The sequence below is a fragment of the Anaerotruncus sp. 1XD42-93 genome, from assembly GCF_009917605.1.
Lineage (GTDB): Bacteria > Bacillota > Clostridia > Oscillospirales > Ruminococcaceae > Anaerotruncus.
This window is the reverse complement of record NZ_QZEG01000057.1, coordinates 1-16,221: the sequence shown is the minus strand read 5'-3', so window position 1 is coordinate 16,221 and position 16,221 is coordinate 1. Positions and strand designations below refer to the sequence as shown.

At 52.2% G+C, this 16,221-nt stretch carries 16 protein-coding genes and 1 pseudogene; 5 read left to right on the top strand and 12 right to left on the bottom strand.

The window, feature by feature from the left end; all coding sequences use genetic code 11:
* Nucleotides 1-173 precede the first annotated feature (173 nt).
* The 4 genes from D5269_RS14705 to D5269_RS14690 all read right to left on the bottom strand — a co-directional run bounded on the left by D5269_RS14705 (nucleotide 174) and on the right by D5269_RS14690 (nucleotide 3,919).
* On the bottom strand, nucleotides 174-1,103 hold the full coding sequence (locus tag D5269_RS14705; RefSeq protein WP_120486536.1) for a ParM/StbA family protein: 930 nt from the start codon (nucleotides 1,101-1,103) through the stop codon (nucleotides 174-176).
* A 278-nt stretch (nucleotides 1,104-1,381) separates the two neighbouring features.
* Nucleotides 1,382-1,765 (bottom strand): hypothetical protein, encoded by a 384-nt coding sequence (locus tag D5269_RS14700; RefSeq protein ID WP_120486534.1) that lies wholly within the window; start codon nucleotides 1,763-1,765, stop codon nucleotides 1,382-1,384.
* Nucleotides 1,766-1,832: 67 nt separating this feature from the next.
* On the bottom strand, nucleotides 1,833-3,716 hold the full coding sequence (locus tag D5269_RS14695; RefSeq protein ID WP_120486533.1) for a recombinase family protein: 1,884 nt from the start codon (nucleotides 3,714-3,716) through the stop codon (nucleotides 1,833-1,835).
* Entirely contained in the window at nucleotides 3,713-3,919 is a 207-nt protein-coding gene (locus D5269_RS14690) for a transposon-encoded TnpW family protein (protein WP_120486532.1), read from the bottom strand. The genes D5269_RS14695 and D5269_RS14690 overlap by 4 nt, the downstream gene beginning before the upstream one ends.
* Nucleotides 3,920-4,253: 334 nt before the next feature.
* On the opposite strand from D5269_RS14690, the gene D5269_RS14685 reads away from it, so the two are divergent.
* Nucleotides 4,254-5,111: a helix-turn-helix transcriptional regulator gene (locus D5269_RS14685; RefSeq protein ID WP_120486531.1), complete on the top strand. Its 858-nt coding sequence runs from the start codon at nucleotides 4,254-4,256 to the stop codon at nucleotides 5,109-5,111.
* Entirely contained in the window at nucleotides 5,092-6,129 is a 1,038-nt protein-coding gene (locus D5269_RS14680; RefSeq protein WP_120486530.1) for a sigma-70 family RNA polymerase sigma factor, read from the top strand. The genes D5269_RS14685 and D5269_RS14680 overlap by 20 nt, the downstream gene beginning before the upstream one ends.
* A 52-nt stretch (nucleotides 6,130-6,181) precedes the next feature.
* Here the strand turns inward: D5269_RS14680 and D5269_RS18635 are convergent, their stop codons facing one another.
* The 7 genes and pseudogenes from D5269_RS18635 to D5269_RS14645 form a co-directional block, all read right to left on the bottom strand.
* Nucleotides 6,182-7,096 carry an SEC-C metal-binding domain-containing protein gene (locus D5269_RS18635; RefSeq protein WP_243126898.1) on the bottom strand — a complete coding sequence of 305 codons (915 nt, stop codon included), beginning with the start codon at nucleotides 7,094-7,096 and terminating at the stop codon, nucleotides 6,182-6,184.
* Nucleotides 7,097-7,102: 6 nt separating this feature from the next.
* Nucleotides 7,103-7,405, bottom strand: coding sequence for a hypothetical protein (locus tag D5269_RS14670; protein WP_016316830.1), 303 nt, complete (start codon nucleotides 7,403-7,405; stop codon nucleotides 7,103-7,105).
* A gap of 396 nt (nucleotides 7,406-7,801) precedes the next feature.
* Nucleotides 7,802-8,152, bottom strand: a complete 351-nt coding sequence (locus tag D5269_RS14665; protein ID WP_120486529.1) for a TnpV protein — start codon at nucleotides 8,150-8,152, stop codon at nucleotides 7,802-7,804.
* Nucleotides 8,153-8,476: 324 nt separating this feature from the next.
* Nucleotides 8,477-8,995 (bottom strand): annotated as a pseudogene (locus D5269_RS14660) (type IV secretory system conjugative DNA transfer family protein); the annotation flags it as partial.
* A complete protein-coding gene (locus tag D5269_RS14655) occupies nucleotides 8,992-9,471 on the bottom strand; it encodes a PcfB family protein (protein ID WP_016315148.1) in 480 nt (159 codons plus the stop codon). The gene D5269_RS14655 and the pseudogene D5269_RS14660, both read right to left, overlap by 4 nt.
* A gap of 52 nt (nucleotides 9,472-9,523) precedes the next feature.
* Nucleotides 9,524-10,024: a hypothetical protein gene (locus D5269_RS14650; protein WP_016315147.1), complete on the bottom strand. Its 501-nt coding sequence runs from the start codon at nucleotides 10,022-10,024 to the stop codon at nucleotides 9,524-9,526.
* A 56-nt stretch (nucleotides 10,025-10,080) separates the two neighbouring features.
* On the bottom strand, nucleotides 10,081-10,983 hold the full coding sequence (locus D5269_RS14645) for a ParB/RepB/Spo0J family partition protein (protein ID WP_120486526.1): 903 nt from the start codon (nucleotides 10,981-10,983) through the stop codon (nucleotides 10,081-10,083).
* A gap of 318 nt (nucleotides 10,984-11,301) precedes the next feature.
* On the opposite strand from D5269_RS14645, the gene D5269_RS14640 reads away from it, so the two are divergent.
* On the top strand, nucleotides 11,302-12,705 hold the full coding sequence (locus tag D5269_RS14640) for a relaxase/mobilization nuclease domain-containing protein (RefSeq protein WP_120486524.1): 1,404 nt from the start codon (nucleotides 11,302-11,304) through the stop codon (nucleotides 12,703-12,705).
* A 171-nt stretch (nucleotides 12,706-12,876) separates the two neighbouring features.
* Here the strand turns inward: D5269_RS14640 and D5269_RS14635 are convergent, their stop codons facing one another.
* Complete coding sequence (locus D5269_RS14635) at nucleotides 12,877-13,551, bottom strand: Crp/Fnr family transcriptional regulator (RefSeq protein WP_120486523.1); 675 nt, start codon at nucleotides 13,549-13,551, stop codon at nucleotides 12,877-12,879.
* A 113-nt stretch (nucleotides 13,552-13,664) separates the two neighbouring features.
* Here D5269_RS14635 and D5269_RS14630 point away from each other — a divergent pair, with 113 nt between their 5' ends.
* The gene (locus D5269_RS14630; protein ID WP_120486522.1) at nucleotides 13,665-14,357 is read left to right on the top strand and encodes a 4Fe-4S binding protein; all 693 of its coding nucleotides are present in this window, start codon (nucleotides 13,665-13,667) and stop codon (nucleotides 14,355-14,357) included.
* A gap of 19 nt (nucleotides 14,358-14,376) precedes the next feature.
* A complete protein-coding gene (hcp, locus tag D5269_RS14625; RefSeq protein WP_199735754.1) occupies nucleotides 14,377-15,978 on the top strand; it encodes a hydroxylamine reductase in 1,602 nt (533 codons plus the stop codon).
* The last annotated feature ends 243 nt before the right edge of the window (nucleotides 15,979-16,221 follow it).

The following is a 16,221-nucleotide window of genomic DNA, read 5'->3' as shown; positions in this document are numbered from 1 at the left end:
TCTGCTGAGACTATCGTCAAAATTTCTCATTTCCATACCTTGCTTAAACGCTTATGAATACAGCTTCTAAGAGCGGTGCTGTCTCTTGTCTCTCTGCTGAAGGTACTCCCAGGCCGTCCGATCCGACTCTTTCTCCAGATTGAACCGAATATTGGTACTGACGATTTGTCCACTCATACCGTGCCGCCCTTCCTGGCGCGGAGATGGGCCAGATATTCATACCCCTTGGCGGTGGCGCAGATGTCCTCGTTGATGACAACCTGGCCAGCGTCAAACTCTCCGAAATTTTTAATCAGACAGCCACCGCCGCCAACCACATACAACTTCATCAGTTCCGGGTCATACTCATGTTCGCGCAGGCGGCGGAAGATACCGGCTACATACTCCCTGGCAGTTGACTGGATGGCAGTTAGATACCGCTCGCTGATCTCCGCAGTCCCGTATCGCAGCACACGGTCAATCACCGTTTCGTCAGCGGCAGAACCGTAGAGCTTCAGCAGATTCTCCCTGACAGCCAGCATACATTGGTGTGTCCCATATTTCTCGGTGAAGCACTTTTTCTCCTGGGGACGGCGGTCATTGATATACATGACGTTCATCGTGCCGTTGCCGATGTCGGCCAGCATATTCACCCCTCGGAAGTCTCGCAGATGGTCAGCAGCGGCGGCAAAACCCTGGGGGAAAATGTCGGCCCCAACAAAGTCAACATGATACTCCGCACCCCGGAAATGAAAGTCTACGCTGTCCTTTTGCAGCAAATACTGCTTAAAAGCGTCCTTCTGCTCACTGACCCAGGTGAGGGGCAGCCCCGCCGCCAGATGGACACGGGCTGAAATCTGTTTGCGGATGTTCAGCTCCCGCCCAATAGCAGCGAGGGTCAGAATGTAGTAGTCACTGTCAGCCATCTTGTCGGCAGTGAATTCCTTGTGTTCCTCTCCGATCAGATAGTAGCGTCCCTCATAGACCAGCAGATTGCTCTTGAAGGTCGGTTCCTTGTCGAAGGAGGCCACGCCGGTTTTGAAACAGCAGTTGGCAGTCTTGATGTTGCCATAGGCGTGGTCAATGCCGATGATGATCGGCGTATTGTGATTCAAAATGTTCATAAAATTCCTTTCTGCTGTATAACAGCAAAGGGCGGTCCGCAGACCGCCCAACCTAAAACATTTCTTCTTGTAACCATTTCTGTTACGGATATGTAAAGTGGGAAAAGTTCCTATGATAGATATCCGCAACGCTATGCGGGGTTAATTTGTTACAGATAAATCAAGTGGTCAAAGTTACCACTTGATTTATCTGTAACGCGGCTGCATCTGCGTTACGAATAATCGTAGGGGAATTTATTTCCACTATGTCCAACCGTAACACCTTAAATCGTGTTCCGTTACGATTCGAGCAAGTGGTCATCATGACCACTTGTTTTATCCGTAACACTCTGACGATACGCCCGCTGGCGGCAGGCATTGCTGCAATAGAGCGCGTCTGACCGCTTGGGCGCGAATGTGTTCCCGCACACTTTGCAGACCTGAGTACGGGGCGGCTGCGCCAAACGCCGCTGTATCAACTGCTTTTTATAGCCGGTATTGCCGCATTTCTTGTAATAGCAATATTTTTTGGACCAGATTCGCGTATAGAAAACACACCCGCATCCCTCGCAAATAATCTTACGGACGGGGTCGTTTTTCCCATAGGGTCTGCCAGCCATCTTGCGCTCGTAGCAATTCTTCAAAACATCCTGGTGCTGGTACTCCCAATCGCAGTTCCACATGGACTTTCAACCTCCCTTGTGATGGAAAAGAGCGGTCCACAGCATTGCGGACCGCTCCGATACAAATTCATGATACTTTTGACTTCGCTTCTCTCGCCATGCGGCGGTAATCCTTCTGCCTGCAAGCAGGACAGCAGTATTTCGCGTTTGGCCGCAGAGCGGAGAAGGTTTTGGCACAGGTCGCGCAGGTCCGCTCAAAAGGAGGGCTGAGATTCTCTCCAGCCTTCAAACGGCGGTATCTCTCCCGGCTGCGGATACGCTCCTTCTGCAATCGCTCCTGCTCCGCGATCTCTTCCGGAGTAGGTTCCGGCATAGGGGCATCAAACTTGCCGATGAACTTCAGATAAATGTCCACCTCCTGTACCCGGTCGCCCGTGGACTTGTCCGGGGCGTGGACAACGATCTTCTCAACGAACTCGTTAATCATTGGCGTAGTCAGCTCTGAGAAGTTTGTGTACTTCCTCGCAAGATTGAGAAAATGTTCTACATTGGCGCTGTCCTGCTCAAAGCTGCCTAATGCGGATTCACCTTCCGCGATGGACTGCCGGAGCGCTGCCTGCTCTTGTTCGTATCCGTCGAGAAGGGTGTCAAAGCGTTCCTCTCCAATGCGGCCCACCGCATAGGATTCATACAGCTTCTTGATGATAGTGTCCAGTTCGTCAAAGCGCCGCTTGTCCTTGTTCAGCTTACGCTTCAACTCCTTTGCCGCCTGTGCTTGCTGAATCTCGGACGCTGCCCGGACCTTTTGAATGAACTCAGCCTCATTGGAGATAGCGTAGGTGCTGGTGACCTTGATAGTTTCCAAAATCAATGCCCGCAGAGCTTTTGTGGAGATGTGGTGATTGCTGCAAACAGCCGTCCTTCTTTGCCCTGCGAGTTTATATGAGGAACACTCATAGGCGTCGGATGGATACGGCTTTGTATCGCTGCCCCGTGTCCGCTGGTTGTACATCTTTGCCCCGCAGTCTGCGCAGAACACCAACCCAGTAAGGGGATTGGCTTCGCCCAGCGTATCAATCCGGCGCGGAGTTCCCCGCAGCTTCTGAACAAGTTCCCAGGTGCCCTTGTCCACGATAGCCTCATGGGTATTCTCGAAAATCAGCCAGTCCTCTGGGGCATGAAAAATTGGCTGCTTATCCTTATAGGATTCTTTGTGGGAACGAAAGTTGACCGTATGGCCCATGTACTCAGGTTTAGACAGTATTCGTCCCACAATGAAGTCGCTCCAAGCATAGGGACGGTCAATATTTTCTTTGCTTTTCCAAGGGCCGCGTCCCTGCCTTGCCAGGTATGCCGCAGGGGACTCAACCTTGTCCCGATACAAAATGTTTGCAATATCGCTCAGGCCGTGTCCCTCAACGGCCAACTGATAGATGCGCCGCACAACTGCCGCCGCTTCCTCGTCAATGAGCCAGTGGTATTTGTCGTTGGGGTCTTTCTTGTAGCCGTAAATAGCCTGATTGGTAGTCGGCTTGCCGGATTCCCCTTTGGCCCTGATGGCGGTGCGCTGCTTCCGGCTCAGGTCCCGCAAATACCACTCGGACATGATATTGACAAAAGGGGCAAACTCACCAGAGCTGGGATCGTTGCTGTCAATGCTGTTCCCGACGGCAACAAAGTGGATACCATAGCGTTTGAAAACGACCTCTGTGTAAAAGCCCGTCTGGAGATAATCTCTCCCCACCCGGCTGAGGTCCTTGACCAGAAGATGTTCTACTTTTCCAGCCTCAATGTCGGCAATCAGCCGTTTCCATGCGGGACGGTCAAAATTTCCGCCAGACCATCCGTCATCCGTGTAATGGACGATATTACTGTAACCGTGGTCAGCGGCATAGCCCTCCAGGTATCGTTTTTGATTGATGATCGAATTACTGTCCCCTAAAGATTCATCGTCACGGCTGAGACGTTCGTATAACGCTGTGATCTTCGTTTCCGTCTGTCTGGCGCTCATGATGCGCTCCTTTCAGACTGACGGTTCATTTGTGGCACATTCATCATACCACATTCTGGCTGTGATGCCAACCCTTCGCGCCGGATCAGCCGTAAAATTTTGTCCTCCATGGTTTCGCTGCCGTCCTCTTTTGTAAAAATATTCACTTTGAAAACTGTGCTTCCGATTCGCCGGGTCATAGTGGTGCTGGTGTTTTTCGTCATTGTACCTCTCTTTCCTTGTTTGTAGGGGGATTTCCCGCCGGTGGTCCGTTGTTCCTATTCAGTTGCAGACGCAAAAACGCCGCCCCGACAACTTGGGGCGGTGCTTCCGCAGATATTCGCTATAACATCCCATGCTCCTTTTCGTATGGATTCAGAGGTTTTACCCTCTGATACCAATATACGGAGAAAATGGTGCCGACCGAAAAAATATGGCGTTATTGCAAGTTGAGGCCGCTTCAGTGGTGAAAATTGCAAAAATGCAAGATACAAAATTCGACTTAAATTTTGGTGTGGAATGTAGTATAATCAGGTATCATGGGGGAGGGTGTCGAAAATGGATCAGGCGTATTTACCGGGAACTGTCCGGCATAGGATACAAGAGCTTATCAAGGAGCGGAAAATCACTCAGGCTGAACTCGCTGCGGAAATCGGCATGGCAGAAAGCTCTCTCAGCCGGTTCCTGAGCGAAAAAACAGATAAAATCGGGGACGAGTATATCATCAAGATCGCGGACTTCCTGGGCGTGTCCACCGATTTCATTCTCGGCCAGACGGATTTCCCGGAGCGGCGCAACTATGATATAGGAGAGTTGGGCCTGTCTTACAAGGCGGCAATGGCGTTGTATACCAGGGAAGTCGATACAGATGTGGTCAACCGCATTTTAGAGAGTCCTCAATTCCCGGAAATTACGCGCATGATCGCCCGGTATTTTAAGGACAGCAATGCCGAAGGACCTGCGGGACTGAACGCCATGTGGGATACTATGCAGCAGATGATCGGCACATTGGACACCAGCCATCTGGCAAACCCGCAGGAGGGGACAGAGGCCGCTACACAGATTCTCGGCATGATGAAAGTTGCTCCCCACGAAAGGGATGTTGAGGTAATCCAGTCCTCTTTAATGACAATGCTCCGGGACATCAAGGCCGGTATCCAGACGCAGACACCAACAACGGAACTGGCTACAAAGCAGATCACTCAATCTATGATGCAAAGCATGGTCAAAGGTGAAAACGCTGTTCCAGCGTTGCAATCTATCTCGCTGGAACAGCTTGCTGGGGCCTACTCTACGCTCCCAGGTACAACACCAGAAATGGGTGGGCAGTTTTCCGAGCTTATCAAAAACTTTATCAGAGATTTCATGGATATTGCACAAAAGCAGGGCCTAACAAATGAAAGACCTGACGAATGAACAGCTTTGCAAATTGGCACAGGCCGGGGACAAACAGGCTGTGTCCTTACTTATCGAGGCCAATCTCCCGTTTGTTCGGAAAGTCGCAAATCAAATTGTAGGGAACCCGGTACGCCAGGAGCATCTATCCACCTGCGGTGTAGGTTTTGACGATCTTGTGCAGGCCGGTTCTATTGGGTTGTGGAGGGCAATCGATGGATATAGGCAGTTTGAAGAAGTCCAATTTCTGACTTATGCCGCTCCCGCTGTCAAACGCTCCATGAGTGACCTAATCCGCCAGTATAGCCGGGACACGGTGTGGCAGTTGCGGCACGATAAGGCAAACGCCTGGAAAATCATATATCTGGACGAGGATTTAGATGATACAGAGGATGATACCGTTGAAACTCTGATTTCTTCTCCCTGCGCCAAATTGCCAGAGCAGATTTATATTGAACAGGAGACGGCGGCTGAACTTCACGAGGCGATGGATGCGCTGCCGGATCGGGAAAATGTTTATGTTCAGTACCGCTTTGGGTTTGCGGACGGCAAAGACCACCCGCTCACCGAAACGGCGCAGTATTTCCATTTGACAGAAAGCCGTGCAAAAAGCGTAGAGCGTTCTGCGTTGAAATTGTTGCGACAGGAACTTCTTTTTGAAGTACCGGAGCGGGCCTATGCCAAAGCAGAGGACAATCTGACAAGAAAACTGGTTGCGGCAGACGAACTTCATGCGGTGGAACTACGCTTAAAGTCCCAGCGGAAGCGTGGCAGAAAAATAACCGTCGCAGTCTACAAATATCTTGCAGACTGCGGCGGCAAATGGGGCGCACTCAGCTATAATTTCAAAGATGATACAACGGAAATCCTTCTGCTGGCGGAATGGGATACCATACTCAGCCATAGATTTGCGATGCGGGCGGTTGAGCATTTCAGAATACACCACAATGATAAACTGCCGGATAAAATTGTGCTGACATTTATCGGACCTGAACAAAGGAGCCGTCGCTATGACAATAAATTTGAAGCAGGTAATTGACGCCGTTGAGAGTGCCAATGAGGTGTGCACAGCTCTTTATGACGGCATATCGCTATCTGCCGCAGCATCGCTTATATTTTTTTCCGCTTCCACACGGGCATGGGTCATTGCGCCCCGGTTTCTTCTGCTCTACCCGCTGTAATGTCTTCCAAGGAACCGGAATATCCGCGTCAAAAATTCCCTGACGCAGTTTACCAGCGTCCAATTTCCCTGCTTGAAGCGCCCGACTGATATTGGGGCCAAATTCAAGGGAGCCGGGCCGTTCTCCGCCCATGCGCTCCTGAATCTCATTGGGTGTGAAGCCCCGATTCGAGGGGACTCGCGTACTGTTGTACATAGCAAAATAATATTGGAAAAACTCGTTAAGCTGTTCCAGGGAGTGAAAGCAGCCTCTGCCGGCCAGACGCTCTACATCGCTGATGATCATCTGCGGTTCGCTGTTCCCGCAGCGAGCCCCGAGTTGAAGGTCGGAAAGCACATCATCAGCCCGCTTCAGCTTCAGCACGTTTCTCAGATATGCTCCAAGGTCCAGAAACTCTTTTGTCTCTTCCGAGTAAAAATCATCCTGGTATTTAAGTAATTCGTCCTTTTCCGGGATGTAATAGGGCTTGTCCGCCTGTTCTTCCTTTAACTCCAAATAACTCTCGAAGCCGTCCAGCGCATACAGATATTCGGCAACGATCTCCCGCTTCATCGGCGGGGTCGGTTCCTTCACGTCATCGTAGATATCCTCCGCACCGGCGATAGTGTAAAGCCGTTCCTCCTGATCAAGCTGATCCACAAATTGCAGAAAGTCTTCCTCTGTCAGTTTTAGCTCTGGGTTCTGCTTCTGAATGATGCGAAAAGCCCGGTACAGGGGTGTAATGCCGTATAAATTGGCGAAGGCGTCAAAATAGGAGCGCAGAAGCTTCTCCGTTCCGCCGGGCAGGCCCGTACCGTTCCGCTGGGGATTTTCCTCCGTTTTCATAAACGCTCACCTCAACATTTCTAATTTGCTTTTATATCGCGGCTCATCAAAGGGGACTTTGTCCTTCAGCACATCGTACATTTCCTCAAGCAGCACCGCGGCAATCATCTCCTTAGCTCTGGCGGCACCGTGAGCTGCCGATAACCGCTCAAAGGTGTGCTTCACATAATCGGGTTCATCTGTTATTGTCGTTGTCACAGGCTGTCCGGTTTCATCCAGACCGGCAATCTGGTTATCGACAACCTGCAGGATCAGCGCTTTCAGGCGAGGGTTATATTCCTCCCCCGGCGCTCGTTTCTGTTTTCCCATAAGCCGTTCCCATTCCTTTCTGTTCCATTTTGGGTTCTTTCTCTGGTAATGCCTACGTAGAGCATATTCCGTTGCAGCATCACATTGTGAGCTATCAGCACAGGCATGGTAGCGATGGGCTATTCCGATCCCTACGCCTTATGGCTGGTGGTGGCGTAGGCCAGAGTCAACTCATCTAGTTTTGCCGCGTCATACTCCACCATGCGGTCAACGAATTGAGCAAAGAGAGCGTTCGGCTCTCAAGATCAATCGGCTAAATCAAGCTGACATCCCCGTTGAACACTTCCTTGGCGGATGGTGATCTATCAAAATATACCATATTCCGTCTGAATTGTATAGCAAAAAAAACAAGGAGTATGGCTGCGGTAAGCGCAGTCATACTCCCTGTTGTGCTTCTTATGTGTAGACCAGTTCACGGAGGACGATTTCCTCTGCCCGGTTACGGATATTATTCATACAGCCTACCCATTCCATCTGATTGGATGCTTTTGAGGCTTCGGTCACGCCCTCCTGTTTCGCCATGACCGAGATAAGAAAATCTATGCGCTCATGGCAGGCAGCATCAATTTCAGCGAGATGTTTCCACAGTTCACCAAACAGAACCATCCGATTGTAAACGCCAGGGTGATGCTCTTTTAGGAATTTCTCCCGCATCCGGCCATATACGCCGATTTCGTACTCAGTGTCATCGTCAAGGGCAAGGTCAGGGATGTAGTAGTCTCCTACTTTCGTATAGGTCAATTCCATAATCATTTCCTTTCATTTGCAGCAAAATGTGAAATGCAGTTGCGAAAAACGCTTGTTTTAGCGTTCTCACCGCCTTTCTTATAACTGCAATGTACCATTCTGCCACAAATGAACCGCAGTCATATGTATTAGGTGGTGACTCCACCCTCTACATAGTAACTCTTGGTTCTCAATGCTTACGGATTCCCCGGCTCGCTCGTCGTCATGGGAGAGTCTTTCGTATAGGGCGGTGAGTTTGTCTTTCTCTGTCTGCTTCTTCATGGTGTGTAACCTCCTTTCTTTGAGGGTGCGCGCTTCCCTATAACCCTATTATACTTATCTGTTTGGATCAGTGATGACATACGAACTATGGCACTGTAAAAGGTTGGGCTTGAGCCAGAACCTGGTCTTGCCGCTGCCGGAGCCGCCGACGATCAGCACGTTCTTGTTCCGGGCGGTCTTGGGGTCCTTGGGGCGGCTGTTCATGGTGAGGCTCTCCGTCCGTGTCAGGATGGCATTGTTCTGGAACACGGGGTCCGCGAACGGCTCGATGTCCTTCGGGCCGCCCCATCTGGCGCTCCCGTATTCCTCCCCGTGGCGGTATTTCCTGGCGTTCTTGCTCCGCACATACACCACCAGCCGGAACGCCGCGCCGATGGCAAGCCCGATGCACAGGTCGAAGGGGTGGAAGCTGGGCATGGGGTTTCCCCACGCCGTACCCATCGAGGTGAAGAAGCCGAGGAGCTTTGTGGAGATGTCCGTACCCTCCGCGATACGCCACGCCTCCCCGATATTGGAGCAGAACAGCCCGATGATGGCATAGGGGAGGTTCAGGATGATGAGTTTCTTTGTTTTCTGGTTCATCGCTCACGCTCCTGGTTCTTCTCCCGCACCTTGGAGGGGATGGACTTGGCAAGCTCTTTCAGGTGCGCCAGGGCTTTCAGGACGCTGGGGCGCTTCTCTTTCCGGGACAGCTTCACGGAATACTCCTTGAAGGCGGCGGTCAGCACATCGGCGTCCTTCGCCTTGAAGAACACCATGAAGCGGGGCGGCTCCTGGGACACGTCCTTGCGGATGGCGTAGTCCACGCCGTACTTGTTCAGCACCCGCTCAAAGTCCCGGATGCCGCTCTTTGCGATGTCGATCTGCTGCGCCCCCTGGTCCTTGCGGATCAGCTTCTCCACCGTCATCTTTCCGTGGTCGCCCTCCGCCGCCTTGCAGCCCTTGACCCGCGCCCGGTGCTGGCAGTATTTTCGGAACGCCGCCACCAGCGTCCGCCCGGTCAGCTTGCTGGTGCTTATCATCAGGTTCACTGTCCTGTTCTCTACTTCCTCCTGCAAATCTCATTCCCCCTTTCTGCGGAAACGGCGCCGGAGGCATGACGCCGGCGCCTCAGATGTGGAACGCCGGGAAGTCCTTCCCATCGGCGTAGAGGGTCACGGTATGGTCGGCGAAGTAGACCACGGCGGCGATCACGTCCTCCGCCGAGAGGGAAACGCCGTCCCCGTCCTCATCGTACTTGTAGACGATCACGGGGCCAAGCAGATACCGCTCCCTGCCCAGGTTCAGGACGCGACGCCCGTCAAAGACGATAGCCAGCCCCGCCACATCCAGGGCATCGTCCGACACGACCTCCAGGCAGTCGTACTTGCCCCTGCTCTCGATCTCGTCCCAGCACTGGGTCTCCTGCATGACCTCCGGGGTCTTGTCCGGGCGCATCACCATCACGATGGAGTCCGCCTCGGCCTCCGTGACAGCGGCCTCCTCCGCCGCGTCGTGCAGATAGTCCTCCAGGGAGTCCACCAGCTTTTTGTAGCCGGGCCTGTCCGCGCTGTCGGGCAGGGACAGGTTGATGTTCACATCACCGTTGAAGTGAAAATGGATACTGTTCATAAGCGTAGATGCTCCTTTTCCGTTTCATAAAAATGCGCCCCGCAAAAGGGGGCGTGTCACCGTTGCTGGTCCCGCTGCCGCCGCCTCTGCCACTGTTCCAGCAGGTGGAGGATGGTGTCGCTCATCTGCCTGGGCGTGTAGGACTTGGGGAAGAACTTCTGCAAGTCGCTGGTCTTGAAAGCGATCTGTCCCATGTCGTCCTTCTTCATCTCGTCCATGATGCCGCACATATCCTCCAGGGTGCAGCCGCTCTCCTGGCTCTTTTTCTTCATGCGCTGGGCCTGCGACACAGAGGGTGCGGCCTGGGCGTAGTCCATCGCCTCCAGGAAGTTCCGCTGTTCCTCCGGCTTCAGGTAGGACAGCTCCACCGCGGGCGTCATGGAGATTTTTTTCTCGTCCACCATATCCAGGATTTCGGGGATCAGCTCTGTCAGGCGGATAAAGCGGCGCACCGAGTCCTTGCTCGTACCGGCTTGTTCCGCGATGATGTCCCTGGATTTTTTCCCGTCCAACTTGTGCGCGTCTTGCTCACAAGTTAGGTCGCTCCGGCTCCCCTGATGCTTCAAAGCCTCCAGTTTCATCTTGTAGGCTTTTGCCCTCTCGCTGGGCAGGATGTTCTCCCGCTGGAGGTTGGAGTCCACCATCATGATGACGGCGGCGTCATCGTCCAGTTCCCGGACAATGACGGGGATGGCATCCAGTCCCGCCAGTTCTGCGGCATGGTGGCGGCGGTGGCCGGAGATGATCTCATACCCGCCGTCCGGGTCCGGGCGCACGATAAGGGGATTGGCAACGCCCATCTGCCGGATGCTATCCACGGTCTCCGTCATAGCATCGTCATCCAGCACCTTGAAGGGATGCCCTTCAAAGGGGTGCAGTTGGGAGAGGGGCATCCGCTGGACGGTCTCCGCCACGGCTCCGGTCGGTGCCTCCGCCTCTTTTTTCTTTGCTCTTGGCATTTGTGTTCACCTCGCTTTCTCAATGTGGGTTTATGGGAAAAAGAAAAAAGGCGTGTACCCAGCCCCCTCGATGGGGCAGGATACACGCCTATGTACCAGTCTGTGGACACAAAAAAAGAGCGGATACCGACCGCCGGATTTCTCCGACAGCGATACCCGCTCTATGAAGCCTTGTTTTATTGTACCAGTGGGCGTCCTACCCTCCTTGCGCCGCCCTGCGCTTTTGTTATCCTCTGTTTTGGGTCAAAAAACAGAACCAACACCACAAAACCCGCATTTTTAGGGGCTTTCTGAGTTTAGTTCTAAAATAACACAAAGATGGCAACAACGCGCTTGATGCCCCTGCACAGCGGCAAGGGACGGACCGTGGCAGAGGCCCTGGGTCGGGTGACGGACTATGTAGAGAATCCAGAGAAAACAAACGGCGGCGATTTGGTCACGGCCTACCAATGTAACCCGTCCATCGCTGACCAGGAGTTTCTCTTTTCCAAGCGGCAGTATGCCGCCATTACCAGCAGGGAACGGAAGGACAATGATGTGATCGCCTACCACCTGCGGCAGTCCTTCAAGCCGGGGGAGATTACACCGGAACTGGCGAACAAGATCGGCTATGATCTCGCTATGTCGCTGACCAAGGGCAATCATGCTTTTATTGTCTGTACCCACGTTGACAAACAGCACATTCATTCTCATATCGTGTTCAACTCGACCGCCATAGACTGCACCAGGAAATTCCGAAACTTCTGGCGATCCTCGTTTGCGGTTCGTAGAATTTCAGATATGCTGTGCCTGGAAAATGGGCTGTCGGTGATTGCGGAGCCGAAGCCCAGCCGGGGCAGCTACGGCACATGGCTGGGAGAGGGTAAGCCGCCTACCGTCCGGGGCCAGTTGGAGGGCTTAATCGACACCGCCCTCGGTCAAGGATGCAAGGATTTTGACAGCTTCCTCGCCGCCATGAAAACGGCGGGAGCGGAGGTTAAGCGGGGCAAACATCTGGCGTTCAAAATTCCGAACAGTAAGCGGTTCGTCCGCTGTGATTCCCTCGGCGCGGACTACTCCGAAACAGCGATTATGGAGCGCATTTCCGGCAAACGGATTGTCGTTCCCAGGGTAAAGGCGGCGGTGAAGTCCAAGCCCAATTTGCTCATTGACATTCAAGCGAAAATGCAGCAGGCCAACTCTCCCGGATTCGAGCGGTGGGCGAAAATTTTCAATCTCAAGGAGATGGCAAAGACGGTCATATACTTGCAGGAAAACAATCTGACTGATCTTGGAGAATTGGAAAAAGCCTGTGATGAGGCGATTCAGAAATTCAACGATTTGGGCGACCAGATGAAAGCCGCTGAACAAAGAATGAAAGACATTTCCGAACTGCAACGGCACATTGGAACGTACTCCAAGAACCGTGAGGTTTACGCCCAATATCGGAAACTGACAGGCAGGAAACAGGCCAAGTTTTACGAACAGCATACCAGCGAGATCGAAGGTTGTCAAGCGGCGAAGTGGTACTTTGATTCCCTCGGTTTGAAGAAGCTACCGTTCATGCAATCGCTGAAACAGGAGTACGCCATGTTGAAGGCTGAGAACAGAAAGCGGTATCCAGAATACAAGCAGGCCAAGGCAAAAATGATAGAACTGCTCGCTGCCAAAAACAACGTGGATCGGATTTTGGGCGTGACCGAAAAAGAGAAAAATCGTGACCGCCAGCAGGGGGCGCGGTGATGATTTTTCCTTTCCCTGCGGGTAACAGCAGACGCCGAAGGCGGCTTAAAAGGACCGGCGCAACTGCGCCGGTCCTTACGGGGGCTTGGGGGCGTCAGCCACCAACAAGCGAGCGCCGGTATATACCGGCGCATTGCTTGCCGCTACTTGCTACCGCTATGTTTCCATGCCTCAAACATCAAACGGTTTGTATATCTTGAATCTGCTGCGGTCTGCTTCAATGACCCCTTGCCGACGCAGTTTTCCGATTTCCGCCGACAAACCACTGCGCTCTACTTCCAGATAATCCGCCAACTCCTGGCGATCATATGGTATTTCAAATTCCAGACTGCCAAATTGTTTAGCTTGAAGCATCAGATACGCCATCAGCTTTTCATGTGTCGTGCGCTTGGATGTGACCTCGATTTTTTGGTGAAACATCAAATTCTTTGTCGCAACAATTTGAAGAAGATTATAAATCATCTGTTGATGGAATTGACAAGCATTACTGCATGAATGACAAATTTTCAAACAGTCAATCAGCATAACCTCCGCAGCCTCCGATGCCAGCACAGAAACCGGGACTGCCTCCACTCCTGCACAAGCAAAGGATTCCCCAAATAATTCACCAGGAACAAGGTTGGCAATCATGCTTCGATTACCAAAGAAATCCGTCCGTACAATTTGAAAACTGCCCGTTAGGACAATTCCCACATATTTTGCTGGTTCACCCTCGTTCATCACGGCTTCTCCTTTTTCAAAGGAAAATACCCTGGCGTTGAGGCAATGTAGAGCCTTGGTCAGTTCCCAATGCGCAATATCCCGAAACAGCGGACACATGCACAATACTTCAAAATATTTTTCCATAGATTTGTCCCCTCTGTTGAAATTTCAACATACAAAACAAGTGAATCATACTATACTGATCCCAAGATGTCAACAGGGATTCAAAAATATAGTTGACCGGAAAGGACAATTTTATGGTTCGCAAAATAATTCATATTGATGAAGAAAAGTGTAACGGATGCGGAGCCTGTACCGCTGCCTGTCATGAGGGAGCTATTGAGATGGTAGACGGTAAGGCGAGGCTCACTCGTGAGGACTACTGCGATGGTCTGGGTGACTGCCTGCCCGCCTGCCCCACGGAGGCGATCAGCTTTGAGACGCGGGAAGCGCCCGCCTATGACCATGCGGCTGTGATGGCCGCTAAACAGAAGAGCGCGCCTCTGCCTTGCGGTTGTCCCGGAACAAACGCAAAGACGATTCACCGAGATTCTTACGTTGCCCCTGCCGCACAGACGCCTGCCGCCAGCCAGCTGACCCAATGGCCAGTACAGATTAAGCTGGTGCCGGTGAACGCCCCATACTTTAGCGGTGCGAAGCTGCTCATTGCCGCAGACTGTACCGCCTATGCCTATGGCAATTTCCACGATGTGTTCATCCGCGGCCATGTGACGCTCATCGGCTGCCCCAAGCTGGACGAGGGGGACTATGCTGAAAAGCTGACGCAAATCATTTCTGGAAATGACATCAAGAGCGTAACCATAGTACGAATGGAAGTTCCCTGTTGCGGCGGAATCGAAAACGCGGTCAAACAGGCCTTGCAGGAGAGCGGGAAGTTTATTCCGTGGAATGTGGTGACTATTTCTACGGACGGAAAAATTTTAGAATAATTACAAGGTGGAAACTGTGATGGAACAGAAAATGTTTTGCTTCCAGTGTGAACAGACAGCGGGATGCAAAGGCTGTACTGGAAATTCTGGCGTATGTGGTAAGCAGGCCGGTATTGCTGAAATGCAGGATCAGCTTACCGGGAAATTGATTGGCCTTGCAAGGACTATAGACGGAAATGAGCATCTGATTAGCCATGCCGCCAATCAGGTTGTGCGGGAAGGGTTGTTTGCGACAATTACGAATGTGAATTTTGACAAGGAGGCCCTTTCTGCTCTGCTCCGGCGTGTGGATGAGGTAAAGCGGCAGATTGTTCCTCTCTGCTATGAGTGTACCTCAGCCTGCGGGAAGAACGATGACTATGACATGGAGCATCTGTGGACTGCTGGGGAGGATATTCGCTCTCTGAAGTCGCTGATTCTGTTTGGCATCCGGGGTATGGCCGCCTATGCGTATCACGCCGCTGTCCTGGGCTATACGGACCCGGAAATAGACCACTTCTTTTATAAGGCCCTCTTTGCTGTCGGTATGGAGGACTGGGGGATGGATGAACTTCTCCCTATCGTCCTGGAAGTCGGAGCGGTTAATCTGAAATGCATGGAGCTGCTGGATAAGGCTAATACGGAAACCTATGGTAATCCCGTTCCAACAGAAGTGAGTTTGACTGTGGAGAAAGGGCCGTTTATTATCATTTCCGGTCATGACCTCTTTGATTTGAAACAACTCTTGGAGCAGACCAAGGACAAGGGCATCAACATTTATACCCACGGTGAAATGCTCCCGGCTCACGGTTATCCGGAACTAAAAAAGTACCCCCATCTCAAAGGGAATTTCGGCACTGCTTGGCAGAATCAGCAAAAGGAATTTGCTTCTATCCCCGCTCCGGTCCTTTTTACAACAAACTGTCTCATGCCGCCGAAAACAAGCTACGCGGACCGGGTGTTTACGACGGAAGCCGTCGCATATCCGGGGCTGGCCCACATTGGGCCGGAAAAGGACTTCTCGCCGGTAATCCAAAAAGCCTTGGAACTGGGCGGCTACCCCACAGCCATGCAGTTTACTGGTATCAATGGCGGAAGAACCGTCACAACCGGCTTTGGACGCCACGCGGTCTTGTCCAATGCGGACAAAGTGGTCGAAGCAGTCAAGCGCGGAGCGGTCAGACATTTCTTCCTGGTTGGCGGCTGCGATGGAGCAAAGCCAGGGCGCAGCTACTATACTGAGTTTGTAAAGCAGACACCTCCTGACAGTATCGTACTTACTCTTGCCTGTGGCAAGTACCGGTTCAATGACCTGGATCTTGGCACCGTTGCCGGACTTCCCCGCCTGATGGATATGGGACAATGCAATGACGCATACAGTGCCATCCAGGTGGCTGTAGCCCTGGCAGAGGCTTTTGCATGTGGTGTAAACGATCTGCCTCTGTCAATGGTTCTCTCCTGGTATGAGCAGAAGGCTGTGTGTATCCTGCTGACGCTTTTGCACCTGGGAATCCAAAATATCCGCTTGGGGCCTACACTTCCGGCGTTCCTGTCGTCCAATGTGTTACAGTATCTGGTAGAGCATTATCACATTGCGCCGATCACAACACCGAAGAGTGATTTGGAGGTACTGCTGAAATAATGCTGATTATAACCGCCGCCCCTCTATATGAGTGGCGGCGGTTGCCTTTGAAGGAATAAAAAAGTAAAAGGTAAAAACTCAATCTTACATTTCCCCTTGACAACATCTTTAGAAATACCCCTTCCATGACCAGCTGATGATCTACGCCCAGCGCCCGGACGCTACCGCCTGTGCCAGCATGGAACTGTGGAATGAGGATATGCGCCGCTGGGTCAAGGCCGGCTCCAAGGGCATTGCGCTCAT

Bases quoted from the DNA above. Each gene is read 5' to 3' on its own strand.
- D5269_RS18635 (WP_243126898.1), bottom strand. From the start codon at position 7,096: ATGAAAACGGAGGAAAATCCCCAGCGGAACGGTACGGGCCTGCCCGGC.
- D5269_RS14695 (WP_120486533.1), bottom strand. From the start codon at position 3,716: ATGAGCGCCAGACAGACGGAAACGAAGATCACAGCGTTATACGAACGT.
- D5269_RS14700 (WP_120486534.1), bottom strand. From the start codon at position 1,765: ATGTGGAACTGCGATTGGGAGTACCAGCACCAGGATGTTTTGAAGAAT.
- D5269_RS14635 (WP_120486523.1), bottom strand. From the start codon at position 13,551: ATGGAAAAATATTTTGAAGTATTGTGCATGTGTCCGCTGTTTCGGGAT.
- D5269_RS14685 (WP_120486531.1), top strand. From the start codon at position 4,254: ATGGATCAGGCGTATTTACCGGGAACTGTCCGGCATAGGATACAAGAG.
- D5269_RS14665 (WP_120486529.1), bottom strand. From the start codon at position 8,152: ATGGAATTGACCTATACGAAAGTAGGAGACTACTACATCCCTGACCTT.
- D5269_RS14640 (WP_120486524.1), top strand. From the start codon at position 11,302: ATGGCAACAACGCGCTTGATGCCCCTGCACAGCGGCAAGGGACGGACC.
- hcp (WP_199735754.1), top strand. From the start codon at position 14,377: ATGGAACAGAAAATGTTTTGCTTCCAGTGTGAACAGACAGCGGGATGC.
- D5269_RS14650 (WP_016315147.1), bottom strand. From the start codon at position 10,024: ATGAACAGTATCCATTTTCACTTCAACGGTGATGTGAACATCAACCTG.
- D5269_RS14680 (WP_120486530.1), top strand. From the start codon at position 5,092: ATGAAAGACCTGACGAATGAACAGCTTTGCAAATTGGCACAGGCCGGG.
- D5269_RS14705 (WP_120486536.1), bottom strand. From the start codon at position 1,103: ATGAACATTTTGAATCACAATACGCCGATCATCATCGGCATTGACCAC.
- D5269_RS14690 (WP_120486532.1), bottom strand. From the start codon at position 3,919: ATGACGAAAAACACCAGCACCACTATGACCCGGCGAATCGGAAGCACA.
- D5269_RS14670 (WP_016316830.1), bottom strand. From the start codon at position 7,405: ATGGGAAAACAGAAACGAGCGCCGGGGGAGGAATATAACCCTCGCCTG.
- D5269_RS14645 (WP_120486526.1), bottom strand. From the start codon at position 10,983: ATGCCAAGAGCAAAGAAAAAAGAGGCGGAGGCACCGACCGGAGCCGTG.
- D5269_RS14630 (WP_120486522.1), top strand. From the start codon at position 13,665: ATGGTTCGCAAAATAATTCATATTGATGAAGAAAAGTGTAACGGATGC.